The 23652-nt window shown below is 73.8% G+C and carries 25 protein-coding genes; 19 read left to right on the top strand and 6 right to left on the bottom strand.

Going from position 1 to position 23652, the window contains the following annotated elements:
• Positions 1–23: 23 nt before the first annotated feature.
• Positions 24–644, top strand: coding sequence for a hypothetical protein (locus tag NLX94_RS00895; RefSeq protein WP_254380579.1), 621 nt, complete (start codon positions 24–26; stop codon positions 642–644).
• Here the strand turns inward: NLX94_RS00895 and NLX94_RS00890 are convergent.
• On the bottom strand, positions 641–1093 hold the full coding sequence (locus NLX94_RS00890; RefSeq protein WP_254380578.1) for a MarR family winged helix-turn-helix transcriptional regulator: 453 nt from the start codon (positions 1091–1093) through the stop codon (positions 641–643). The two genes, NLX94_RS00895 and NLX94_RS00890, sit on opposite strands and share 4 nt — an antisense overlap.
• A 166-nt stretch (positions 1094–1259) precedes the next feature.
• Here NLX94_RS00890 and NLX94_RS00885 point away from each other — a divergent pair, with 166 nt between their 5' ends.
• The 4 genes from NLX94_RS00885 to NLX94_RS00870 all read left to right on the top strand — a co-directional run bounded on the left by NLX94_RS00885 (position 1260) and on the right by NLX94_RS00870 (position 5223).
• A complete protein-coding gene (locus tag NLX94_RS00885) occupies positions 1260–2492 on the top strand; it encodes an MFS transporter (protein ID WP_254380577.1) in 1233 nt (410 codons plus the stop codon).
• A 66-nt stretch (positions 2493–2558) separates the two neighbouring features.
• Entirely contained in the window at positions 2559–2999 is a 441-nt protein-coding gene (locus NLX94_RS00880) for a heme-binding protein (protein ID WP_254380576.1), read from the top strand.
• Between the two features lie 60 nt (positions 3000–3059).
• On the top strand, positions 3060–4718 hold the full coding sequence (locus NLX94_RS00875; RefSeq protein ID WP_374683881.1) for a glycoside hydrolase family 20 protein: 1659 nt from the start codon (positions 3060–3062) through the stop codon (positions 4716–4718).
• A gap of 64 nt (positions 4719–4782) precedes the next feature.
• Positions 4783–5223, top strand: a complete 441-nt coding sequence (locus NLX94_RS00870) for a GNAT family N-acetyltransferase (RefSeq protein ID WP_254380575.1) — start codon at positions 4783–4785, stop codon at positions 5221–5223.
• A gap of 29 nt (positions 5224–5252) precedes the next feature.
• Here NLX94_RS00870 and NLX94_RS00865 read toward each other — a convergent pair whose 3' ends face one another.
• Positions 5253–6086, bottom strand: coding sequence for an endonuclease I family protein (locus tag NLX94_RS00865; protein WP_254380574.1), 834 nt, complete (start codon positions 6084–6086; stop codon positions 5253–5255).
• A 248-nt stretch (positions 6087–6334) separates the two neighbouring features.
• Here NLX94_RS00865 and NLX94_RS00860 point away from each other — a divergent pair, with 248 nt between their 5' ends.
• A complete protein-coding gene (locus tag NLX94_RS00860; RefSeq protein WP_254380573.1) occupies positions 6335–6907 on the top strand; it encodes a DJ-1/PfpI family protein in 573 nt (190 codons plus the stop codon).
• Between the two features lie 133 nt (positions 6908–7040).
• Positions 7041–8024, top strand: a complete 984-nt coding sequence (locus NLX94_RS00855) for an SMP-30/gluconolactonase/LRE family protein (RefSeq protein ID WP_254380572.1) — start codon at positions 7041–7043, stop codon at positions 8022–8024.
• Here the strand turns inward: NLX94_RS00855 and NLX94_RS00850 are convergent.
• Positions 8008–8823, bottom strand: a complete 816-nt coding sequence (locus tag NLX94_RS00850) for a glutamate ABC transporter substrate-binding protein (protein WP_254380571.1) — start codon at positions 8821–8823, stop codon at positions 8008–8010. The genes NLX94_RS00855 and NLX94_RS00850 overlap by 17 nt on opposite strands.
• A gap of 257 nt (positions 8824–9080) precedes the next feature.
• On the opposite strand from NLX94_RS00850, the gene NLX94_RS00845 reads away from it, so the two are divergent.
• Together NLX94_RS00845 and NLX94_RS00840 are read left to right on the top strand one after the other, a co-directional pair.
• Positions 9081–10241 (top strand): hypothetical protein, encoded by a 1161-nt coding sequence (locus NLX94_RS00845; protein WP_254380570.1) that lies wholly within the window; start codon positions 9081–9083, stop codon positions 10239–10241.
• 119 nt (positions 10242–10360) lie between these two features.
• Positions 10361–10897 (top strand): TerD family protein, encoded by a 537-nt coding sequence (locus tag NLX94_RS00840; RefSeq protein WP_254380569.1) that lies wholly within the window; start codon positions 10361–10363, stop codon positions 10895–10897.
• 186 nt (positions 10898–11083) lie between these two features.
• On the opposite strand, the gene NLX94_RS00835 is transcribed toward NLX94_RS00840, so the two are convergent.
• Complete coding sequence (locus NLX94_RS00835; RefSeq protein ID WP_254380568.1) at positions 11084–11716, bottom strand: TetR/AcrR family transcriptional regulator; 633 nt, start codon at positions 11714–11716, stop codon at positions 11084–11086.
• A 241-nt stretch (positions 11717–11957) separates the two neighbouring features.
• On the opposite strand from NLX94_RS00835, the gene NLX94_RS00830 reads away from it, so the two are divergent.
• The 7 genes from NLX94_RS00830 (at position 11958) to NLX94_RS00800 (ending at position 17887) form a co-directional block, all read left to right on the top strand.
• Positions 11958–12821 (top strand): phosphatase PAP2 family protein, encoded by an 864-nt coding sequence (locus NLX94_RS00830; RefSeq protein WP_254380567.1) that lies wholly within the window; start codon positions 11958–11960, stop codon positions 12819–12821.
• Positions 12818–13747, top strand: coding sequence for a DMT family transporter (locus NLX94_RS00825; RefSeq protein ID WP_254380566.1), 930 nt, complete (start codon positions 12818–12820; stop codon positions 13745–13747). Before NLX94_RS00830 ends, NLX94_RS00825 begins: the two co-directional genes overlap by 4 nt.
• Before the next feature lie 5 nt (positions 13748–13752).
• Positions 13753–14076 carry a hypothetical protein gene (locus NLX94_RS00820; protein WP_374683880.1) on the top strand — a complete coding sequence of 108 codons (324 nt, stop codon included), beginning with the start codon at positions 13753–13755 and terminating at the stop codon, positions 14074–14076.
• Between the two features lie 95 nt (positions 14077–14171).
• Entirely contained in the window at positions 14172–14438 is a 267-nt protein-coding gene (locus NLX94_RS00815) for a GlsB/YeaQ/YmgE family stress response membrane protein (protein ID WP_254380564.1), read from the top strand.
• Between the two features lie 82 nt (positions 14439–14520).
• Positions 14521–16230, top strand: coding sequence for a serine/threonine-protein kinase (locus NLX94_RS00810; RefSeq protein ID WP_254380563.1), 1710 nt, complete (start codon positions 14521–14523; stop codon positions 16228–16230).
• 26 nt (positions 16231–16256) lie between these two features.
• Positions 16257–17171, top strand: a complete 915-nt coding sequence (locus NLX94_RS00805) for a squalene/phytoene synthase family protein (RefSeq protein ID WP_254380562.1) — start codon at positions 16257–16259, stop codon at positions 17169–17171.
• Between the two features lie 71 nt (positions 17172–17242).
• The gene (locus NLX94_RS00800) at positions 17243–17887 is read left to right on the top strand and encodes a MerR family transcriptional regulator (RefSeq protein ID WP_254380561.1); all 645 of its coding nucleotides are present in this window, start codon (positions 17243–17245) and stop codon (positions 17885–17887) included.
• 6 nt (positions 17888–17893) lie between these two features.
• On the opposite strand, the gene NLX94_RS00795 is transcribed toward NLX94_RS00800, so the two are convergent.
• Together NLX94_RS00795 and NLX94_RS00790 are read right to left on the bottom strand one after the other, a co-directional pair.
• Positions 17894–18562, bottom strand: a complete 669-nt coding sequence (locus tag NLX94_RS00795; protein ID WP_254380560.1) for a LysM peptidoglycan-binding domain-containing protein — start codon at positions 18560–18562, stop codon at positions 17894–17896.
• A gap of 698 nt (positions 18563–19260) precedes the next feature.
• The gene (locus tag NLX94_RS00790) at positions 19261–20199 is read right to left on the bottom strand and encodes a dihydrodipicolinate synthase family protein (protein WP_254380559.1); all 939 of its coding nucleotides are present in this window, start codon (positions 20197–20199) and stop codon (positions 19261–19263) included.
• A 70-nt stretch (positions 20200–20269) separates the two neighbouring features.
• On the opposite strand from NLX94_RS00790, the gene NLX94_RS00785 reads away from it, so the two are divergent.
• From NLX94_RS00785 to NLX94_RS00775, 3 genes are all read left to right on the top strand, one after another.
• A complete protein-coding gene (locus NLX94_RS00785; protein WP_254380558.1) occupies positions 20270–21268 on the top strand; it encodes a LysR family transcriptional regulator in 999 nt (332 codons plus the stop codon).
• A gap of 159 nt (positions 21269–21427) precedes the next feature.
• Complete coding sequence (locus NLX94_RS00780) at positions 21428–22513, top strand: S-(hydroxymethyl)mycothiol dehydrogenase (RefSeq protein ID WP_254380557.1); 1086 nt, start codon at positions 21428–21430, stop codon at positions 22511–22513.
• Positions 22514–22625: 112 nt separating this feature from the next.
• Positions 22626–23570: a phosphotransferase gene (locus NLX94_RS00775; RefSeq protein WP_254380556.1), complete on the top strand. Its 945-nt coding sequence runs from the start codon at positions 22626–22628 to the stop codon at positions 23568–23570.
• The last annotated feature ends 82 nt before the right edge of the window (positions 23571–23652 follow it).

The raw sequence follows: 23652 nt of genomic DNA, 5'->3' as shown, positions 1-23652 counted from the left end.
TACCCGGCACGACAATGGGCGCCATGGCCGACAACACGCTCTGGGTGGGCGTCCTCACCGCGGGTACGGCCGTGCTCGCGAGCTGGGTGACCAGCCGGGGCACGGCCCGGGCCGCCCGGATCCAGGCCGAGACGACCGCCGCCGTCCAGCGGACGGACCAGCGGCGCACCGCGCGGCGCAACGCCTACGCGGACGTCATCGAGCAGGCGCAGAAGATGGGCGACCTGTACTGGAAGGTCAACGACGCCCACGCCGACCCGGATCCCGACGCGCGCACGGCAGCGCTCAAGGAGCTGCGCCTGCGGCTGCGCGACGCCTACGCGCTGCTGCGCCACCTCGTGCGCATCGTGGAGCTGGAGGGGCCGGCGGAGGTCGCGGCCGCCGCCGACCGGCTGCGGCGGTCGACGTCCGACAGCTACCAGGCGCTGGAGGACATGATCGGGGGCGACACCGACGCGATCCAGCGGTTCAACGAGTGCTACGCCCCGTTCTGGGAGAAGGTGGTCGCCCTCGTGGCCGTCGCGCGGGAGGTGCTCCAGGAGGGCGGGTCCGCCGCCCCCCTTCCGGTCCCCGCCCCGCGGACCCGGACGCGCCGGCCGGGGATCCGGCCGCGGCCCGGGAGCGGAGGACAAGGCCCGGCCTAGGCCGGGGTGTTCTTCACGGCGGCCACCAGCGGGGCGAGTTCGGGCCGGAGCGCCGCCTCGTCCAGGGCCTCGCGCAGGGCGTTGTCGTTGGTGGGGCGGGCCTCGGCCAGGAGCGCCAGGCCGGCCGGGCTGACGTCGGTGTAGATGCCCCGGCGGTCGGTGTCGCACAGGTAGCGGCTCAGCAGCCCGCGGTCCTCCAGCCGGCTCACCAGCCGGGTCGTCGCGCTCTGGCTGAGTACGACCGCGTCCGCGACCTGGTGCATGCGCAGGTGGCCGCCGGGTCCGCTGTGCTGGCGGCTGAGGACGTCGAGCAGGGAGTACTCGCGCACGCTCAGGTCGTGTCCCGCCTGGAGCGCGCGCTCGATGTGCGTCTCGATCCGCCCGTGCAGGAGGGAGAGGGCGCACCAGCCCTGGGAGAGGGCGGTGAGTGCGCTGTCCGTGGCCGTCATGGGCTTCCTCCTCGAAGGCGTGTGATTCCAGGGTAGGGCACGTCTGCAATTGCCCGCGCTTGCAAATATCCCGCGTCTGCAATTAATGTGGACGCAGGCAACCCGCCGTGGTCATTACCGCCCGGCCGCGCAGCACACGCACCCTCCCCTGAAGGGCACCCCCCTCATGCCTCTCGCACTCCTCGCACTCGCCATCGGCGCCTTCGGGATCGGCACCACCGAGTTCGTGATCATGGGCCTGCTCCCCGAGGTCGCCGGAACGTACGGCGTCTCGATCCCCACCGCCGGCTTCCTGGTCACCGGCTACGCCCTCGGCGTGGTCCTCGGCGCCCCGCTGATGACCGTGCTCGGCACCCGCATCGCGCGCAAACGCATGCTGATGCTGCTCATGGGCCTCTTCGTCGTCGGCAACGTGGTCTCCGCGCTGGCCCCCGTCTTCGGCGTCATGCTCGCCGGGCGGGTCGTGGCCTCCCTCGCCCACGGCGCCTTCTTCGGCATCGGCGCGGTCGTCGCCGCCGAGCTCGTCGCCCCCGAGAAGAAGGCCGGAGCCATCGCCATGATGTTCACCGGCCTCACCGTGGCCAACGTCGTCGGCGTCCCGCTCGGCACCCTCGTCGGCCAGCACCTCGGCTGGCGCGTCACCTTCCTGATCGTGGCCTCCCTCGGCCTCCTCGGCCTGCTCGGCATCGCCCGGCTCGTCCCCGACCTGCCCCGCCCCGAGGGCGTACGGATCCGCCACGAGCTGGCCGCGTTCCGCAACGTCCAGGTGCTCCTGGCGATGGGGATGACCGTCCTCGGCTTCGGCGGGGTCTTCGCCGCCATCACCTACATCACCCCGATGATGACCAACGTCACCGGGTTCGCCGACACCTCCGTCACCTGGCTGCTCGTCCTCCTCGGCCTCGGCATGGTCGCGGGCAACCTCGTCGGCGGACGCTTCGCCGACCGCGCGCTGATGCCGATGCTCTACACCTCCCTGGGCGCGCTCGCCGTGGTCCTGGCCGCCTTCACCCTCACCGCCCACACCCGGGCCGGAGCCGCCGTCACCCTCTTCCTCATCGGGGCCCTCGGCTTCGCCACCGTGCCGCCGCTGCAGAAGCGGGTCCTCGACCAGGCCGCCGGCGCCCCCACCCTGGCCTCCGCCGTCAACATCGGCGCCTTCAACCTCGGCAACGCCCTCGCCGCCTGGCTCGGCGGACTCGTCATCGCCGCCGGACTCGGCTGGACCGCCCCGAACTGGGTCGGCGCGGCCCTGGCCGCCTCCGCCCTGGCCCTCGCCCTGGTGTCCGGAGCCCTGGAACGGCGTACGGGGACCCGCGCGGGCGGCGAAGGCGGCAGCCGGGTCATCGCGGCCGGCGCCCCGGCGGCGACCCCCGCCGCCGTCCCCGCCCACCACTGATCCACCACGCCTCGTACCGCCCCCGCACTCACTGCACCCACCCCCCCCACGTCACTGGAGACCCGCATGTCCACCCCCACCCCCGCCGCCGCCCGTACCGCCGTCCACCCCCTGACCACCGCGGACGCCGAGGCGCTCGTCGCCGCCGCCACGGCCGCCGCCGGAGCGGCCGGGGTCGCCGTCAGCGTCACCGTGCTCGACGCGGGCGGCCACCCGCTCGCCTTCCGGCGCGACGACCGGGCCGTCCTGATCTCGGGCGAGACCAGCACCCGCAAGGCCTTCACCGCACTGCAGCTGGACGCCCCGACCGCCGATCTCGTTGAGGCGGTCCAGCCCGGAGCCCCCTTCCACACCCTGCCCACCGCCCTGGACCGGCCGCTGCTGTTCATCGCGGGCGGGCTTCCGGTCCACCGCGACGGCCGGCTGGTCGGAGCCATCGGCGTCGGCGGCGGGGCCCCGGCCCAGGACCACGGTTTCGCCGAGTCCGCGCTCGGCGTCCTCGCCTGATCCTCCGCCCCGGTCGCGCAGCGCCGTCCCCCGTGCCACGTTGGTACGGGGGACAGGTGCATGATGCGGCAAACGAAGCGGAACAGGCGGAGCCACGTCATCGCGACGGCAACGGTCGCCGCGCTGGTCACCCTTGCCGCCGTCCCGGGCTGTGCGTCCGGTACCTCCGGCTCGGGGGACGCCCGGGCCCCGGTCGCGGCGGCGACCACCCCGCCGAGCGCGACGGCCCCCGCGGCCACCCCGGCCTCTTCTGGCGCGCAGCCCCCGACGCCCTCGCCGACGCCGACCTTCCCGCTGTCCACCGCCCCGCGCACCGTCCCGGCCGTGCGGGAACACGTGCCGGCCCACGGCCCCGGCTGGCGGCCCGGCCCCGAGGCGCGGGTCGTCGTACCGCCGGGAGACAGTGCCGCCCTCGCGGACGAGGGAAAGCTGCTGGCCGGAGAACTGCGCATCGGATTCGCCGAGTCGGCGACCCCGCGCAAGGGCGACGTGGAACTGGCCCTCGGGGCGAAGGGATCCGGCGCGCCCGAGTCGTACACCCTCACCGTGAACGACGGGCAGGTCCGCATCACCGGACCCGACCAGGCCGGGGTTTTCTACGGCACCCGCACCCTCAAACAGACGGTGAGCGGCGGCGGTTCGGCCCCGGAGGGCACCGTGCGGGACGCCCCCGCCAAGCCGCAGCGCGGGCTCAACCTCGACATCGCCCGCAAGCACTTCACCCCGGACTGGATCGAGGACCGGCTGCGCGAGATGGCCGACCTGAAGCTCAACCAGCTCGGGCTGCACTTCTCCGACGACCAGGCCTTCCGGATCGAGTCCGACACCCATCCCGAGATCGTCTCCACCCCCCACCTCACCAAGGCGCAGGTACGCGGGATCACCGCGCTCGCCGCCCGGCTGCACATCACCGTCGTCCCCGAGATCGACTCGCCGGGACACCTCGGAGCGGTCCTGCGCGCCTACCCCGCGCTGCAACTGCGCGACGCGCAGGGCAGGGCGGTCAAGGGGGCCGTGGACATCGCGAACCCGGCCGCGGCGAAGCTCGTGGACGAACTCCTGCGGGAGTACCTGCCGTTGTTCCCCGGCGCCTTCTGGAACGTGGGCGCGGACGAGTACCAGGCGCTCACCTACCGCGATCCGCAGACCTCCTTCCCGCAGCTGACGGCCGCCGCCCGGCAGCGGTACGGGCCCACCGCCCGGGTCCAGGACCTGGCCACGGGCTGGCTGAACGACCGTGCGGACGTGGTCGGTTCGGCGGGCCGGGCACCGTCGGCCTGGAACGACGGCTTCTTCGCGGGCGGGATCGCCCAGCCCGCCCGGGACATCCAGGTCGAGTACTGGACGGGCAAGGAGATCGGGGCCCGGCCCCCGCTGGAATACCTGCGCGAGGGCCGCGAGGTCGTCAACCTCAACGACGAGTACCTCTACTACGTGCTGGGGGAGCCGAACCAGTTCACGTACCCCGACGGCCGGCGCATCTACGAGCAGTGGACCCCGCTCGTCCTGCGCGGCACCACCGCCGTGCCCGCGCGGTACGCCGGGCAGATCCTCGGCGCACGCCTCGCTGTCTGGTGCGATCTGGCCGGAGCCCAGACCCAGGCCCAGGTCGCGGCCGGCATCCGGCTCCCGCTCGCCGCCCTGGCCCAGAAGGTCTGGGACTCCCGCACCCCGGCCCTGGACTGGCCGGCCTTCAAGGCCCTGGCCGACCGGCTGTAGCCGCAGGGGGCCGCCCCGCGAAACCCGCTGGCCGGGGCCCGTCCGCTTTGCTTGGATGCGGGGCATGGACCACAGCGCACTGCCCTCGCCCGAGGGCTACGAGATCTCCACCGACCCCGGCCGCCTCGACCGGGAGCTGATCCACCGGTGGCTGTCCGGGGACGCCTACTGGGCGCTCGGGCGGAGCCGGGAGAAGCAGGAAGCCGCCATCGGGGGATCGCTCAACTACGGGGTCTACGACGCCGTGTCGGGCCTCCAGGTGGCCTATGCGCGCATCGTCACCGACCGCGCCACCTTCGCCTGGCTCTGCGACGTCTACGTGGACCGGGGCGTGCGGGGCAAGGGGCTCGGCACCGCCCTGGCGGGGGCGGTACGGGACCACCTCGCCCCGTACGGGCTGCGGAGGATCATGCTGGCGACCGCGGACGCCCACGAGGTGTACGCCAGGGCCGGCTTCGAGCCGCTCGCGGCCCCGGACAAGTGGATGGCCCTCGGCGACCAGTAGGGCGGGGGCACCGGGAGGGCGGGGCGCGGCTACCAGATGGAGTTGACCCACTCCGGGTGGTCGATGAACGGGTTCCGGTTGTGCTGGTAGGTGTCGTAGATGACCTGGTTGCGGCGCTGCTCGAAGGCGTCCGGCGGGTCCTGCAGGTTCCACTGCTTCAGGAGGCTGATCCGGCCGAAGAGGGGCGCGCTGCCGTTGTTGACCTTGTCGTTCATCTCCAGGTTGGCGAAGCCGTCGCCGCCCTCGTAGCGCACGGCCATGTAGAGCAGCATGCGCGCGACATCGCCCTTGACCGCGTTGCGCGGCTCGAAGGAGTCGCCGTCGGTCAGGCTTCCGGGGGCCTCGGAGACCGGGCCGCCGCCCAGGTCGAAGTCCTTGTTCCCGCGGGTGCTGTTGACGGTGACGTCCTCCGGCCGGAGGTGGTGCAGGTCGGTCCCGGGGCCGGTGGCGGTGCCGAAGTCGCCGTGGCTCTTGGCCCAGACGTGCTCGCGGTTCCAGTCGTTGACGCCGCCGCCGTTGGTGGACTTCGACTGGGAGCGGCCCGAGTAGACCAGGATGACGTTGTTGGGGTTCGCGGGGTCCTGGTCGGTGACCTTGAGGGCGTTCCACACGCCGTCGTAGTTCACCTTGGACTGGTTCTTGATGATGTTGTGCAGCGCCGTCTTGAGCGCGGCGCCCGTCTTGCCCTCGGCGGAGGCGTAGTAGGTGTCGACGGCGGAGGCGGAGGCCGGAACGGAGCCGGAGGCCGCAGCCGCCGCGGGGGCGGCCTCGTGCCGCTGGCCGGCCGTGGCGGAGGCCGGGAGCCATATGAGGGAGACGGCCGCGAGGCCGGCTGCCCAGGGAGTAAGGCGCGAGATTCTCATCACGTGGGGGTACCTCTCCACACGCACCGCCCCCGCCCGGGGAATTGGCGGGGCATCAGGTGGCAGAGCGAGATTCACATTGTCATGTGCCCTACAGGTAAAAAGCACGTGTCGGGAGGCAGGATTTTCTACGCGCGTCATGCGGGCGGCGCGTGCGGGTGATTGGCGCAAGATTCCCTATGCAGGGCGGGGCGGCGCGGGCACGGTGGCGGAGGCCACACCGTGAACAGACCGACCAGGAGCAGCCCATGGCACCGAAGATCCTCATCGTGACCGGCGACGCGGCGGAATCCCTCGAAGTCCTCTACCCCTACCAGCGCTTGATCGAGGAGGGGTACGAGGTCCACATCGCGGCGCCGGCGGTGAAGAAGCTGCGGTTCGTCGTGCACGACTTCGAGGACGGCTTCGACACCTACACCGAGAAGCCCGGGTACACCTGGCCCGCCGACATCGCCTTCGCCGACGTGGACCCGGGGGAGTACGTGGCCCTGGTCGTGCCCGGCGGACGCGCCCCGGAGTACCTGCGCAACGACCCCGAGGTGCGGCGGATCCTGGCGGCCTTCGCCGGGGACGACAAGCCGATCGCGCAGATCTGCCACGGCCCGCTGATCACGGCCGCGGCCGGCGCGCTCGACGGCCGCCGGGTCACGGCCTATCCCGCGCTGGAGCTGGACATGAAGGCGGCCGGCGCCGCGTTCGAGGACTCCGAGGCCGTGGTCGACGGCACGCTCGTATCGGCCCGGGCCTGGCCCGACCACTCCGCCTGGATGCGGGAGTTCCTGACGGTCCTGCGCGTCAAGGCTCCCGTTTCGGGAGGCTGAGCTCCGCCGTCCCCTTGTGAAGGATCCCGGCCGGGTGCTGCCGGGGACTGCCGCGGAGCGCGCGCGATGTGGTGGGGTGTGGAGCTGCGGAGCTCAACCCACCTATTGCATACGGCAGTTGAGAGGGTCAGCCATGACGGGAAGCTGGGGACGGCGAGGGTTCATCGGTGCGGCGGCGGCGCTGGGAGGCGCCGCGCTCGTAGGAGCCGGGGCGCCGCTCGCGCAGGCGCAGGATGCGGCCGGGGCGCAGGACGCGGCCCGGCCGCCGCGACCCGGTGCGGTGGCGATCCCGCCGGGCTTCCAGCCCGAGGGGATCGCCGTCTCCGCGCACGGCACGGCCTACACGGGCTCACTGATCGACGGCTCGGTCTACCGCTTCGACCTCGCCACCGGCGCCGGGCGGATCATCACCCGGGGCGAGGGTCCGATGTCGGTGGGCATGAAGCTCGACCCGTACGGCCGGCTGCTCGTCGCGGGCGGATTCAGTGGGCAGATCCGGGTGGTCGACGCCAAGGACGGGCGGGTTCTGGCCACCCACCAGGCCACGACGGGCACCGGCTTCGTCAACGACGCCGTCGTCGCGTGCGGCGGCGCCTGGTTCACCGACTCCTTCGCGGACGTCCTGTACTTCCTGCCCGTCGGCCGGGACCTCACCGGCCCCGGCGCGGCCCCCCGCAGCCTGCGGCTCGGCGGTGAGTGGGAGCCGGTACCGCCCGGCGGGGAGTACTGGGGCGCCAACGGGATCGAGCGGACCCCCGACGGCCGGGCCCTGCTCGTGGTGCACGACACCGCCGAGGCGCTGTTCCGCGTGGACCCCCGCACCGGCGCCGCCACCCGGACCGTGCTGGACGGCGGCTCCGTGCGCAACGGCGACGGGCTCGTGCTGCACGGGCGGACGCTGTACGTCGTACGCAACTGGGCCTACGCCATAGAGGTGTTCACCCTGAGCACGGACGGCCGCCGGGCCCGCTTCGTCAAGAGGATCACCGACCCGCGCTTCGACGAGCCGACGACGGCCGCGGTGCACGGCGGCCGGCTCTACGTGGTCAACGCCCGCTTCGACGCGGACTGGTCCGACCCGGCCACCGCCTCGACGGTGGTCAGCTGCCCGCTGTGATGGCGGGCGCCGGCTCGTACTTGTAGTCCGGGCCGAAGTTCTTCTTCACGGCCGCTTCCCAGGTGCCGTCCTCGACCATCTTGCGGAGCGCTTTGTTGATCTTGACCTGGAGCTCGCCGCTGCCCTTCTTCATGCCGATCCCGTAGTTCTCGCTGCTCATGTTCAGGCCGACCAGCCGGAACTTCCCCTCGTTGCCCTTGCGGGCGGCGAAGCCGGCCAGGATGGAGTTGTCCGTGGTCAAGGCGTCGACCAGGCCGTCCTTGAGGGCGACGATGCATTCGGAGTAGCCGCCGAGCTCCAGGAGGCTCGCCTTGGGGGCCAGGTTCTTCCGGACGTTCTCCGCCGAGGTCGAGCCGGTCACCGAGCACAGCCGCTTGCCGGCGTGGTTGAGGTCCTCGGCCCGGGTGATCGAGGCGTCGTCGGCGCGGACCATCAGGTCCTGGTGCGCGAGGAAGTACGGTCCGGCGAAGTCGACCTTCTCCTTGCGCTTGTCGTTGATCGAGTAGCTGGCCGCCACGATCTGGACCTCGTTGTACTCGATCAGCAGCTCGCGGTCGTTGCTGAGGACCTCCTTGAAGACGACCCGGTCCTTCGGGTAGCCGAGCTCCTTCGCGACGTACGTCGCCACGTCCACGTCGAAACCGGTGAAGCTGCCGTCGGGCTCCCGCATGCCGACGCCCGGCTGGTCGAACTTGATGCCGACGGCGAGGGTCCCCTGGTCATCGTCACCGCCACACGCCGATGCGGTCAGGGAGAGACCGATCACTGCGGCGATCACGCCGGCCTGGGGAACCTTCATGCTGCACTCTTTCCTGGGGTACGCGGATACGCGGGGTCACGGCGGGTGGGGCCGCGCGGAAGCGCGCGGAGCGCACCGGGACCGGGATCCGGCCGGGGGCGCGGGGAACCGCGGAGGCTGGTGGACGCGTATATGAGGAAGCTAGGAACTCGTCGGGCGCAGTGTCACGACATCTGAGCAAATCTTGAGGGTAACGATCCGGAACGCCGGCAGATCTTGCGGCGGATCCGGTTTTGAACGGGAGAGGAGCCGGTCGCGTGGCCAAGGGCGGGGTAGGCGGGGTACGGGTCGAGGGGAACGCGCTGCTGCTGGGCGAGGGGGCGCAGGTCCGGTTCATGCGGACGCTGCGGCTGCCGGAGACCGGTACGCACAATCTGCCCCCGGGCCTGGGGGAGTTCCCGCTGCGGCGGGTGGAGGACTATCCGGACACGGTTCCGGCGGACTGGCTGGCCAAGGGCGGGGTGATGCTCCCCGTGTACCTGCGCGAGGCGATGTGGCTCAGCTTCGGCGGCACCCGGGAGCCCACCGCGCTCCAGGTAGGCGTCGGCAAGGTGTGCGCCGTCTCCGGCGAGCGGTGGACGGGCACGCTCGGGCGCCGGCCGCAGAACTACCTCGTGCTGCCGCGCCAGCCCTGGCTGGACGGGATCAATTCGGGCACGGGCACGGTCCGCCAGTTCGTCGCGGTCCCGCTGGGGCTCGGCGCCACCGTGGAGGGCCAGGTCACCGGCGAGGAGACCGCGGGCGGCGTACAGCTCCAGGCCTTCCCGCTCGGCGCGAAGGCGCTGGAGCGGTGGCGGGAGCAGGAGCGGGCGGCCCGGACCACCCGGGCCCGCGGCATTCCGTACGGGGCCCTGCCGCCGGGCAGTCATCCCGGCGGCGGCTTCGCCGGGGCTCCCGGGATGCCGATGCCGGCGCCGATGGCGGCCCCGGCGCCGGGCGGACCTCCCGGAGCGGCCGCGGTCCCCGCTCCGGCCTCGGCCGCGGGACCGCTGCGGCGGGGGCCGGGAGGCGGGCCGGCCCCGCAGGCGGCGCCGGCGATGGGGCTCGGTGTCGGCGGCTCCATGCGGCAGGAGGTGTACCGCGACGACCGCAAGGCGAAGGAGTGGGCGTCCGAGCCGGCCGCGCGGGTCTTCGTCCACCTGGTGACCCCGCCCGCGTGGCGCAGGATCACCGGGGAGGAGCCGCCGCCGTCGCCGGTGGACCGGGCCGCCTACACCAAGGCGGGGCTGCCGTGGTTCGACTACTACGACGAGAATGCCGCCGACCTGGCCCCCTCCGGCACCCTCGGCCAGGTGCTGCCGGTGGGCGAATGGCTCGGCACCGACGAGGCTCCGTGGGCGGAGCCTGCTCCCGGGCAGGTCGCTCCCCTCGGGAACGGGCCCCGGCCGGGCAAGCCGGTCCAGGACGGCGACTGGTAGCCCCCGTGCCCTCCCCGTCCGGTCCCCGGACTGGCCGGGAACGTACGGTCGTTCGACCCCCGGGGCAGGACCCGTGACAGCATGGGCGGGCAACAGACGGTGTGCGGAGGGGGAGTTCGGTGAGCGGAGTAAGCAAGGGCCTGGCCAAGGTGGAGATCGCGCTGCGGTGGGATCCCAGCCCGGCGGGAGCGCCCGTCCACGACCTCGACCTGATCGCCGCGGTCTACCGGGCCGCAGACCCGTACGGGAACCCCGTCCACCTGGTCCACTTCGGCAGCCGTTCGCCCGACGGCACCATCACGCTGAACCGGGACAGCAGGACCGGACTGGGACTGGGCTTCGACGAGGTCATGACCATCGAACTCAACCGGATCGCCGATGAGTTGACCCGGGTCGTGGTGGGCGTGGTGATCCAGCGGCCGGGCGACGGCCCGGCGGTGACCTTCGCCGAGGTCGCGGGCAAGGGGCTGCGCATCCGGGAGGGCTACACCGACCTCGCGGTGGACGACCTCGCCGGCTTCGGCGCGGCGAGCGGGGTCACGGTCGCCGAGTTCACCCGCGACGCCGCGGGGGTCTGGTCGCTGGACCCGGCCGTACGGGGCTTCGAAGCCGACCCGGAGGAGTTCGCCCGGGCGATGGGCGCCGCCCGCGGCTGAGCGGACACGGAAGCAGTACGAAAAGCCGCACGGACCGGTCGGCGGTCACTCCGCGAGGGAGTGCCCGCCGTCCGGTCCGGGGGCCGCGCCGCCACCGTCCCCACGAGGCAGCGCGAGCGGATCGCCGTCCGGTCATCGAGGACGGCTGCCCGCTGGTTCAGAGGGCCCTGGTGCGCAGGGCCCGGTTCAGGGGGCCCGGTCCGCTTCCGGCGGGGCCGCGCCCAGCACCGGCAGCAGGCAGGCGTCGACGAACCGTACGAGGTACTCGGCGTCGGCGTAGCGGCCTTCCAGGACCGGCCGGATGCGCAGTACGCCCATCAGCTGCGCCGGCAGGAACTCCACGGCGGGGTGCCCGGGGGCGAGCTCGCCCCGGGCTACGGCCCGCGCCACGATCGAGTCGAACGCCGCCAGCTCCGGCCCCACCAGGGCCTCGCGCAGGGCCGCCTTCAGCTCCTCGTCGCTCAGCACCGCGTGTCCGAGGGCCTGCATCAGCAGGGTGTCGCTGCCCGAGGTGCAGGCGGCGATCCGGGCCGCCTCGTGCAGGTCGCCCGCCAGGGTCCCGGTGTCCACCGCGGCGAGGGTCCCGCGCCGGTCCGCGCGCAGGGCGGCGGCGACGAGCTGCGGTTTGGTCTTCCACTGCCGGTAGAGCGTGGACTTTCCGCAGGCGGCCCGGGCGGCGATCTTCTCCATGGTCAGCGCCTCGTACCCGTCCTCGCGCAACTGCTCGAGGACGGCGTCGTAGAGCTGCTGCTCCCGCTCCGGTGTGATCTTGGAGCGGCGCGCGGGGGCCGGGGCGGCTTCCGGCGTCGGCGACGTCATGGTGCGGCTCTCCTCGGTGCTGCGTTCCGGTAGGTGTGGCCGGGTGGGCCCTCGTCATGATGGCCGATATTTTTCGGTCGCGTGGCGGCGGGCTCCAGTGAAAGTCTACGGGAACGCAAGCGTATCGGTACACACTCGTATCGATACGAGAATGTATCGATACACTGGTGTGTCGATTGTGAGTCGTGCAGTGAGCCGTGCAGTGAGCAGTGCAGCTGTGTACAGGAAGCGAGACCGGGGGATGACCTCCCACACCACGCCCGTCGGGGGCCGCGTCGCGGGACCGGGCGCCCGCCGCGTCCTCATACGCGAGCTCCTGCTCGTGGCGGGCTTCTTCGCCGTCTACAAGTACGGCCGCACGCTCGCCACCGGCCGCACGGACGAGGCCTTCCGCAACGCCGCCCGGGTCTGGGACGCCGAGCGCGCCCTGCACCTGCCGGGCGAAGGCCTGGTACAGCGCGTGCTCCTGCACAGCGACGCCCTCGTGCACACCGCGAACACCTACTACGCGGCCGTGCACTTCCCCGCCACCGTGCTCTTCCTCGTCTGGCTCTACCTGCGCCGCCCCGCGCACTACCTCTGGACCCGCCGGGTCCTGGCCGTCCTGACCGGCGCGGCCCTCGTCATCCACCTGGCCTTCCCCCTCGCACCCCCGCGGATGCTGGGCGCGGCCCACCTGATCGACACCGGCCAGGTCTACGGACCGACCGTCTACGGGGCCGCGCCCGCCGCCGACACCATGGCCAACCAGTTCGCCGCGATGCCCTCGCTGCACTTCGGCTGGGCCCTGATGCTGGCCCTCGGCATGATCGCCGCGACCTCCTCGCGGTGGCGCGCCCTGTGGCTGCTGCACCCCCTGGTGACCCTGCTCGTGGTCGTCGGCACGGCCAACCACTACTGGCTCGACGCCCTCGTCGCCACCCTGCTCCTCGGGGCCGCCCTGCTGCTGGTCCCGCGCCCCGCCGGGCGGTCGATCATCGCCCGGCGCAGTGTGCCGGGCCCGCGCCCGGGGCCGGTGGCGTCCGCGGGGCCTGCGGCGCCCATGGGGCCGGTGGGGCCTGTGGAATCGGGGTCGCCGGTGGAACCCGTAGGAGCGGTCCGGTGAACGCCACGGTCCTCGCCGTCCTGCTCTGCCTCGCCGCGGCCATCGCCTACGCGGCTGCGGCCGTCGCACAGGAGCGCCTCGCCCGCCGCGAGGTCGCCCGCAGCACCGCGGCGCTCCTGCGCAACGGTGCCTGGTGGTGGTCGGCGGGCCTCAACGCGGCCGCCGCCCTCCTGCACGCCGCCGCCCTGCGGTACGGGCCGCTCACCCTGGTGCAGCCGCTCGGCGCGCTCACCCTCGTCGCCGCCGTACCGCTGGGTGCGCGCGGCGCCGGGCGGCGGGTCGTGGCCAGCGAGTGGCGCGGCACCCTGGCCACCGTCGTGGGCCTCGGCCTGCTCCTGGTGCCCGCCTCCGGCCCGTCCCCCGACGAGACCCTGACCCTGGCCGAGGCGCTCGCCGTCTCCGGAGCCACGGCCGCGGTGATCATGCTGCTGACCGCACGGAGCGACACCCGTACGGGGCTGCGCCACGCGACGGCGTCCGGACTGGCCTCCGCGGCGGCCTCCGCCCTGACCCAGACCGTCGCCGTGGCGGGCGGCCGCGGCGGCTCCCTGCTCAGCGTCCGGGTCATCTCGGTGGCGCTGCTCGTGGTGGTCTTCGCCGTCGGCGGGATGCTCCTCTCCCAGCGGGCCTACCGGGGCGGTCTCGGCGCCCCGCTCGCGGTGGTCAACCTGACCAACCCGCTGGCCGCGGCCGCGATCGGCATGATCCTGCTGGGCGAGCGGATCCAGGGCGGCGTGTTCGGGGTCCTGCTGGCCGTGGCGGGGGCGCTGGCGGCGGCGCGGGGCGTGCTGCTGCTCACCCGGACCCCGCAGCAGACGAAGGTCGCCGCGACCCACGCCGGCCCCCTGGCCGGGCCCCACGTCGGGCCCCAAGCGGGACCCCAAGTCGCGTCCCAGGCCGCGCCGAGGGCCCGTGTGGCAGCATGAGCCGCATGGCTGCCGACGATGGTTCGTTCCTCTCGCTCCGCTCCAAGGGCTCGATCCTCTCCATCGGTTCGGTGGGCTCGGTCCTCTCCATCGGTTCGGTCGGCAGCGTGCTGTCGGTCGGTTCGATCGGCTCGGCCCTGTCGGCCGCGTCGGTGGGATCCGTGCTGAGCGCGGGCTCGTTCGCCTCCGCCCAGTCGACGCTGTCGGTGCTGTCCTGGCGCTCCCGCGGCGGATTCCTCGCGGCGGGGGCGGGCGCGGGAGCGGCGGTGCTCGGCCTCGCGGCGCTGGCCGCCCTCAGGCCGTTTGCCACCTCCCGGCGGCCCGGCTGAGAACCGTTTCGCCTGTTCACGCGTCTCCCCTTGCGAGACCTGAACGGACGGCGCGCGCACGACGGCGCGCGCCCATCGAAGCGGAGTGAACGGGCATGGGCATCATCGGCTGGATCATCCTCGGACTGCTGGCGGGCGGAATCGCCAAGGTCCTGCTGCCCGGTCGTGACCCGGGCGGCCTGATCGGCACCACCCTCATCGGCATCGCCGGAGCCTTCACCGGCGGCTGGCTCTCGGCGAAGTTCCTGGACCGGTCCATCCAGAACGACTTCTTCGACCTCGCGACCTGGGGCTCCGCCATCGCGGGCTCCCTGGTCCTCCTCATCGCCTACCGCATCCTCTTCGGCAACTCCCGCAACTGACCGGGTCAGTGCCCGTGTCCGCGGTGTCGACGTCCCGGTCCGCGTGCGCCGGCGTCGGTGGGGGCGCCTACGATGACCGGCCATGGAGAGCAGTGAGGCCGGCAGACGGTTGATCGACGGGCGCTTCGAACTCGCGCGGCCCCTCGGAAGCGGCGGGATGGGGACGGTGTGGCGCGCCCGCGACATCGCGCTGGACCGGGAGGTGGCGCTCAAGGAGGTGCGGCCGCCGGACCCGGCGACCGCCGCGGCGCAGCCCGGGCTGGTCGTCCAGCTGCGGGAGCGGGCCGTCCGCGAGGCCCGCGCCCTCGCCCGGCTCGCCCACCCCAACGTGGTCACCATCCACCACATCGTGGAGCCCGAGCCGGGTTCGGACGGCCATCCGTGGATCGTGATGGAGCTCGTCCGGGGCGGCTCCCTGGCCGACCGGCTGGAGAGCGGACCCCTGCCGGTGGCGGACGTGCTGCGCCTCGGGCTCGACCTGCTCTCCGCGCTGCGCGCCGCGCACGCGGAGGGGGTGCTGCACCGCGACGTGAAACCGGCCAACGTGCTCCTGCGCCCCACCGGTTCCGCGGTGCTCACCGACTTCGGGATCGCCGCTCTGCACGGGGCGACCGGGCTGACCTCGACCGGAGCGCTGATCGGCTCCCCGGAGTACATCGCGCCCGAGCGGGCGCGCGGCGAGGAGGGGCTGCCCGCCTCCGACCTGTGGTCGCTCGGGATGCTGCTCTACGTGGCCTCCGAGGGAGTGCACCCGCTGCGCCGGGCCACCAGCCTGGCCACCGTGGTCGCCGTGCTCGACGATCCCGTCCCCGCGCCGGTCCGCTCCGGCCCGCTGGGACCCGTACTCGAACGGCTGCTGGTACGGGACCTGTCCGTGCGGCCCGACGCCGAGGAGCTGGAAGCGCTGCTCCGTGGCGCGAGCAGTGCTCTCGGCGGCGCCACCCCGGTGGTACCGCCGGTCAACCTCGGGAGCTTCGGGCCGGCCACCCCGGCCGCCGGTTCCGCCCTGGGCCCCGTACCGATACCGGGGCCGGGCCTGCCGACACCGTTCGTCCCGGGCGCGGGCAACCCCTACGCGTCCACCGTCCCCGTGACCCTCCCGCCGCCCGGGCCGCGCCCGCGCCGCCGGCCGGTCCTGCTCGGCGGAATCCTCGCGGCGGTCCTGGCCGCCGGCGTCTTCGGAATCGTCCAGTGGTGGCCCGACGGGAGCGGCGCAGGAGCCGAGGGCAAGGGCGGAGACACCAGGCCCTCGACCACCCCGTCCGCGTCCGGACCGGCCTCCCCGGCCGCGGGCACCGCCGTGGCCCTGACCCCCACCCCGAAGGCGAGCACGCCGAAGCCGGTCGCGCCGCCCAAGGGCAGCCTCATCGACCCGGCCGGCATCCGTGCGGCCGTCGACGCGCTCAAGCAGCAGACGGGCACCACCACCTTCGTCGACATGAAGGTCTACGACGAGTACGTGCTCGCCTCCATTCCCACCGCGCCGGGCGCCAGGACCGTCGACTCCTGGCAGTACCGCGGCGGCGTCGCCAAGCGCACCGGCCCGTCCGGCACCGTGAAGCCCGACGAGCCGCTCATGGACATGGCGGCGCTGGACTGGGACGCCCTGCCCGCCCTGCTGGCCGAGTCGACGAAGGAGCTCGGCGTCGACAACCCGAGCTCCCGCTACCTCAACGTCTCGCCCTGGCTGAACACCCCCGCGATCCGCCCCTACCTGAGCGACGCCTACGGACAGGGCGGGTTCGTCCTCGCCGGAACCGACTTTAAGATCAAGAAGGTCCATCGGAACTGACGGCCGGGAAGCGGAGAACCACCACCATGCCGAGCTGGCGCAGCACGCTCACGACCGCCGGGATATCAGGCCCCCGGCTCCGCGCCGACTACACGCTGGCGGCCCGCCGGGTGCTGCGCCGGGAACCCGCGCCCTACCTCGCCCTGCGGCTGCTCGCCGCACCCCCGCTGGTGCCCTGGCTGGCGGCCGGGCTCGCCTTCATGAACCGGGTCGACGACGTGGCCGAGACCGGCTCGGCCGACCAGCGGGCCGCCGGCCTGGAGGAACTGGGCGCAGCGGTGCGCCACGCCCTGGAGACGGGGGACAGCCCAGACCCGCTGCTGCGCGCCTACGCCCACGCCGTCGACTCCCGCGGCCTGCCCGCCGACTGGGTGTTCCGCTTCCTCGACGGCGCGGCCACCGAGGAAGCGGTCTTCGACGGGTTCGAGGACGAGGGGGAGTTCCAGGCCTACCTCGACGCCTACGCCTGGCCCGGCGTGCTGGTCTTCACCGGCCTGCAGTACCGGGGCGGGCCCGACGCCGAACAGGCCGCGGGCTGGCGGCGGTTCGTGGACGCCGCGCAGCGGGTCGACTTCCTCGCCGACCTCGCCGGTGATCTCGCGGCCGGCCGGCTCTGCATCCCGCGGGCCCGCCTCGCCGAGCACGCCGTGACCCAGGCCGACCTCGAACAGGCCCGCGACACCCCGGCCGTACGGGAGCTGCTGGCCGCCGAGTGCGGGCGGGCCCGTACCGCGCTGACCGCCGCGGACGGCATCCTCGACCTCACCGAGCCCGGGCTGAGGGCGGTCGTCATGACGATGACGGAGCTCATGGAACACCAGCTCGCGGCGGTGGAGCGGGCCGGCGCCGGGGCCCTGCGCAAGGACGTCGGCTACGGGTTCGCGGCCCCGCTGCGCACCCTGGCGCGCGCCAGGGCCCGCAGGCCCCGTACCACCGGCTGACTCCGACCGCGCAGCCGGCTTCCCGCATGCTTGGACAGTGGGACTCTCCAAGGAAAGGGAAGGGCCGAGGGATGCGACTGGCGGAGCTGAGCGAGCGCAGTGGCGTCTCCACGGCGACCATCAAGTACTACCTGCGCGAAGGGCTGCTGGCTCCGGGCCGGCGGGTCAGCGCGACGACCGCCGACTACGACGAGGGCCACCTGCGGCGGCTGCGGCTGGTCCGCGCGCTGATCCAGGTCGGCGGGATCCCGGTGGCCACGGCCCGGGAGGTGCTCGTGCACGTGGACGACGACTCCCTGGGCCGGACGATCCGGATGGGCGCGGCCCTCTGGGCACTGCCGCAGGGGCCCGAATCGGACGACGGGGACCCGGCGGTGGTCACCGCGCGGCACGAGGTGGACCGGCTGCTGGAGATGCTGGGCTGGTCGACGGCCCGGGAGGTGGGGGCCCTCTCCCCGGTCCACCGCTCGCTCGTACTGGCGGTGTCCGCCCTCATCCGGCTCGGCTATCCGTGGGGAGCCGAACTGATGGCCCCGTACGCCGAGTTGATGTACCAGGCGGCCGAACGCGACCTGGACTTCATGGAGGCGTACCCCTCCGAGGCGGAACAGGTGGAGATGGTGGTGGCGGCCGCCGTGCTCTTCCAGCCGGTGCTCAAGGCCTTGCACCGGCTGGCGCAGGAGGAGGAGTCGGCGCGGCGCTACGGGCTGGAGTAGGACGGCTCAGTACGGGCCGTTGACGTTGTCGATCGAACCGTAGCGGGCCGCGGCGTAATTGCAGGCGGCCGTGATGTTGGCGACCGGGTCGTACGAGTCCATCGGGGTGCCGGGCACGTGATAGGCCTTGAACGTCGGGTCGATGACCTGGAGGAGTCCCTTGGAGGGGATACCGGCCGCGGCGTTGGAGTCCCAGTTGTTGATGGCCAGCGGATTGCCCGAGGATTCGCGCATGATGTTGCGGTGAATTCCTTCGTAGCTTCCGGGAATTCCGTGCTGGGCCATGACGTCGAGCGACTCCCTGATCCAGCCGTCGAGGTTGTTCGCGTAGCCAGTGGCCGCCTTGGCGGGCTTGGCCGCGGCGGGGGCGGCGGCCGTGAGGTTCAGCTTCAGGCCCGGGCGGATGGCCGAGGGGTCGGCGCCGACGATGCCCTTGTTGGCCTCGTAGAGCTGCTTCCAGCCGCCGCCGATGGAGTGCTCGGCCGCGATCTTGCTCAGGGTGTCGCCGCTGACCACGGAATACGTCGCGGGGGCGACGGCCACCTCGGCCGCCCCGGCCGTGGTCGCGCTGATCAGCGGGAGGGCCAGCGCCGCACCGCCCGTCCCGGCGAGGGCCAGCTTGCGGGTGAGTGCGTGGTGCTGCTTCGGCCGGCGGTGCTTTCCCTGTGCGGGCATGGCGGAATTCCTCACGTGGGGGGTACGGAAGAGCCCCTGGCGGCGACCGGATTCGGCAGCTGACCACCGGGAACGAGGCGACCGTAGGCGAGTCCGGCGCGCCGGAACAAGACATGAATTCGACCGGGAGATCAACTTTCCGCGTGCGGCCCGTTGGATGACCTTGAAAAGAGGTCGGGGAATTCCCGAATATCCAACCGGGAAAAGGGAATCGCCCCTCGCGGGGAAATGATGTTGGCGCGGCGGGCGTGACTCACATCACGGGCCGGAGCGCCACGCCCCAATCCGGGCAAGTCGCCCGTCGCCGGGGCCGATTCGGGCGACCCGCCCGTTGACGGCGAATCGCCCATCCCGGGCCAATCGCCCCACGCACGTGACCATGAGCCCCGGCGGGCCGCCCCTCCCGCATCGCGCGCGGACCGGCACCGCCGCGGACGATCCCTCCCGGCCCGCCTGAACGCCCTCCGCCACCGGCCGGACGCGCACCGGCCGTCCGGTGACCCCCGACCCGCCCCCGGTCGCCGGCCCCGACCCACCCCCGCCTGGCCTCGCCGCGTGGCCAGCGCCGCGGGCGCGGGCTCCCGGTCCGTCGGGGTGCGCTCCAGTGTTGGCCGGGCATGTGGGGGGCGGTCGGTGGCCCGCGGGCGTGGGCCGGGTCCCGGCCCCCGGGCGGGGTTCCCGTGTGGGGCCGGGTGGGGTCAGGGCAGGCGGGCCAGTTCCTGCAGGGCCGCTTCGACCGATTCCGGGGCTGCGGGCAGCAGGGGGAGGCGTACGTCAGGGGTCGGGATGCGGCCCTGTGCGTACAACACCCCCTTGATCACCGTCGGGTTGGGCTCGGCGAAGAGGGTTGCGGAGAGCCGGGCCAGCGCGTGGCCCAGGCGGCGCGCCCGGTCCGCGTCGCCCGCGCGCCAGGCGGCCGCCAGCTCGGCGAACCGGGCCGTCGCGACATGGGCCGAGGCGAGGACCCCGCCCGCCGCGCCGAGCGCGAGCAGGGGCGACAGGAAGGCGTCGTCCCCCGCCAGCACCGCGAAGCCGTCCGGCAGGTCACCGAGCAGGGCCACCGCTTCCCCGTCGAGCGAGCCGACCGCGTACTTCACCCCGGCCACCCCGGGCAGCGCCCCGATCTCCCGCAGCAGGGCCGCGTCCAGGGGCAGCCCGGTGCGGTACGGGACGTGATAGACGATCAGCGGTACGGGGCTCACCCGCGCCAGCCGCCCGAAGTGCGCCAGCACACCGGCGGCCGAGGGCCGTACGAACGCGGGCACCGTCACCAGCGCGGCCCGCGCCCCGGGCCACCGCTCAAGCCGGCCGAGCGACTCCTCGGCGGCCCGGGTCCCGCTCGCCCCGGCACCCACGACCAGCGCCGCCCCGCGCTCCCGGCAGACCCGGGCGCAGACGTCGGTGACGAGGTCGCGCTCGGCCTCGTCCAGGGCGGCCGGCTCGCCGGTGGTGCCGAGCGCCACGATTCCGGTGGCGCCCGCGTCGAGCACCTCGTGGGCGAGGGCCTCCAGGGCGTCGGCGGCGACCTCGCCGTCGGCGGTGAAGGGGGTGATCAGCGGCACGTGGATCCCGCGCGGGGCGTACGGGACGTCCGGGGCGAGTGCGGCGGGGGACTGGTGGCTCGTCGTCTGGATCATGGGTCGAGCCTGGCCCGCTCCGAGCATCGAATCCAGTTCGCGTTCCTTACCCGAACCATAAGCTGATCCGATGCTCGATGTACGACGCCTGCGCCTCCTGCGCGAACTGGCCCGCCGGGGGACCATCGCCGCGGTGGCCGACGCGCTCTCCTTCAGCCCTTCGGCGGTGTCCCAGCAGCTCTCCGTCCTCGAACGCGAGGCCGGCCTGCCCCTGCTGGAGCGCACCGGCCGCCGGGTCCGGCTCACGCCCGCCGGCCAGAACCTGGTCCGGCACGCCGACGCGGTCCTGGAGCTGCTGGAGCGGGCCGACGCCGAGCTCGCGGAGGCGCGCGGCGGGCTGGCCGGAGCCCTGCGGATCGGCGCCTTCCCGACCGCGACCCGGACCGTGGTCCCGGCGGCCCTGGCCGAGCTGGCCCGGCGGCACCCGGGACTGGAGCCGATGGTGTCCGAAACGGACCCGGCGGCCGTCGCGGACGCGCTCCGGGCCGGGGACCTGGACGTGGCCCTGATCCACGCGTACGACTTCGTCCCCGCCCCCGAGGAGCCGGGCCTCGCCACGCGCCCGCTCTACCGCGAGGCGATGTACCTGGCGACCCCGGAGGACCCGGCCGCCGCCCCCGCCGCCCCCGCCGCCCCCGCCGCCCCCGCCGCCCCCGCCGAGCCCGCCGAGCCCGCCCGGTCCGGCGGGGGCGGGCAGCGGGCGTTGCTGCGTACACAGGCCGACGCGCCCTGGATCATCGCCACGCCCGGGACCCTCTGCCACGCCATGACCGTGCGGGCCTGTGAGGACGCCGGGTTCGTGCCCCGGGTCCGGCATCAGGTGGACGAGTTCGCCACCGTGCTCGCCCTGGTTGCGGCCGGTCAGGGAGTGGCCGTGGTGCCGCAGCTCGGGATCACCGGTCCCGCGGAGCCCGGCGTGGTGCTCACCCGCCTCGCCATGGAGCGCCGCACCTACGTGGCCTTCCGCAGCGGCGCCGCCGCCCACCCCGCCGTGGCCGCCCTCGACGCGGCCTTGCGGGCGGCGCTGCCGCCCGGGCTCTCCGGACGGATGCCCGTCAGGGACACGTGACGCCCCGACGGCCGCGCCCCCGCGGCGGCCCACCGCGCCGGGGCGAGCGCGGGGCAACTCCCGCCCGCGGGACAGCGCGTGTACGTTGGCGGGACCGGCGGTTCCCTCGCGGGACCTCCGGTGCAGTCGACGAGACCGTGATCGAGATCGGGGTAGCACGTGACGCATCGCGTACGAGGGGTCATCGCCCGGAGCAAGGGCGCACCGGTGGAGACGACGACGGTCCTCGTGCCCGACCCGGGCCCCGGCGAGGCCCTCGTGAAGGTCCAGGCGTGCGGGGTCTGCCACACCGACCTGCACTACCGGGAGGGCGGGATCAACGACGAGTTCCCCTTCCTGCTCGGCCACGAGGCCGCCGGTGTCGTGGAGTCGGTCGGACCGGACGTCACCTCCGTCGCACCCGGCGACTTCGTCGTCCTCAACTGGCGCGCGGTGTGCGGGAGCTGCCGGGCCTGCAGGCGCGGCCGCCCCTGGTACTGCTTCGCCACGCACAACGCCACCCAGCCCATGACCCTGGAGGACGGCACCCCGCTCTCCCCGGCCCTCGGCATCGGAGCCTTCGCGGAGAAGACCCTGGTCGCCGCCGGCCAGTGCACCAAGGTGGACCCGGCCGCCTCGCCGGCCGCCGCCGGGCTGCTCGGCTGCGGGGTGATGGCGGGCCTCGGCGCCGCCCTGAACACCGGCAACGTCGGGCGCGGCGACTCCGTGGCCGTGATCGGCTGCGGGGGAGTGGGCAACGCCGCCGTCGCCGGGGCCAGGCTGGCCGGGGCCTCCCGCATCATCGCCGTGGACCTGGACGACCGGAAGCTGGAGTGGGCCCGGGGCCTCGGCGCCACGCACACCGTCAACGGCGGTACGCAGGACGTGGTCAAGGCCATCCAGGAGCTGACCGGCGGCAACGGGGCCGACGTGGTCATCGAGGCCGTCGGCCGCCCGGAGACGTACCAGCAGGCGTTCTACGCCCGCGACCTGGCCGGCACGGTGGTGCTGGTCGGCGTCCCGACGCCGGAGATGCGGCTCGAACTCCCGCTGCTGGACGTCTTCGGACGCGGCGGCGCCCTGAAGTCCTCCTGGTACGGGGACTGCCTGCCGGAGCGGGACTTCCCGCTGCTCATCGACCTCTACCTGCAGGGCCGGCTCGACCTCGACGCGTTCGTCTCCGAGCGGATCGCCCTGGACGGGGTCGAAGAGGCCTTCGCACGCATGGAACGGGGCGAGGTCCTGCGCTCGGTGGTCGAGTTCTGACCACCGGGTTCTGACCGCCGCCCCGTCCACCCGCGGCGGCCCGCCCGCGCCCGTTCCGGATCGGGCCGGGCGGAGCCCCCGCAGGCCCCGCCCAGGCCTATAAGATCTTGAAATGACCGCCGATCTGAGCCGGGCCCACGCTGCCGTTCACGATGCCGCTCGCGCGATGGCGGCGGCGGCCCTGGGCCGCGACCCCGGCCCGATGGCCGCCGTCGAGAGCAGCTCCCACCAGGTGTACGTCGGCGCGGACGCCGTCGTGAAGCTCATCGATTCCGCTTCGCACACACGGCTGGACCGGGAGACGGCGCTCGCGCCCCACCTGCCCGCCGGTCTCACGGCCCCGCTGCTCGACAGCGGGGTCCACCGGCTGGAGACGGGCGAGGTCCGCTACGCCTGCTACGCCCGCGTGCCGGGGACGGCTCCCGGGATGGGCATGCCCGGCGTGGACGCCGCGACCGCGCGCGCCCTGGCGGAGGAGGCGGTCGAGCGGCTCGGTCGCCTGCACCGGTGGGTGCCCGCCGGACCCGCCGACCGGACCCTGAGGGAGGTCCCGGACCACGGCGGGTTCACGGGCCGGGCCGCGCTCCTCGCCGACGTCGAGGGCCTCGCCGCAGCCGACCGGAACGGAACCGTCCCTCCCCGCCTGCTCGACGGTCTGCGGACGATCGCGGAGCACGCGCCCCCGCACGCCCGTACGGACGTCCCGGTCCACGCGGACTGCCACTGGGACAACTGGCTCGCGCGCGGCCGGAGCGTGACGGCCCTGCTGGACTTCGAATGGGCCCGGTTCGGGGAGCCGCTCGACGACTGGTTCTTCCTGGCCCGCTTCAGCGGCCCGCACGCGGAGACCGTCCTCGACGTCATCGCCCGTGCGACGGGGACCCCTCCGGAAGCCCTCCGGGCGGGTTGCGAGGTGCGCGAGGCGTCCCACCTCGCGGCCGACCTCCGGTACGCACTGGAACACCCCGGGGCCCACGAGGGCATGGCCGCGGACCGGCTCCGCTCCCTCGAGGAGCTCGTCGTCGGCCGTTACTGGTGGCGCGGGGGCCTCGCGTAAGCTCGGGCGGGCCCGTCGTTCCGGTTCGTCATCACCCACCGGCCCCGGGACGGCTGCCGCGCACACACCGCACCGCGCCGAC

Origin of the sequence: Streptomyces sp. TBY4 (assembly GCF_024213195.1) — a bacterium.
Lineage (GTDB): Bacteria > Actinomycetota > Actinomycetes > Streptomycetales > Streptomycetaceae > Streptomyces.
The sequence above is the reverse complement of the archived record's forward strand: the minus strand, read 5'-3'. Positions and strand labels throughout refer to the sequence as shown.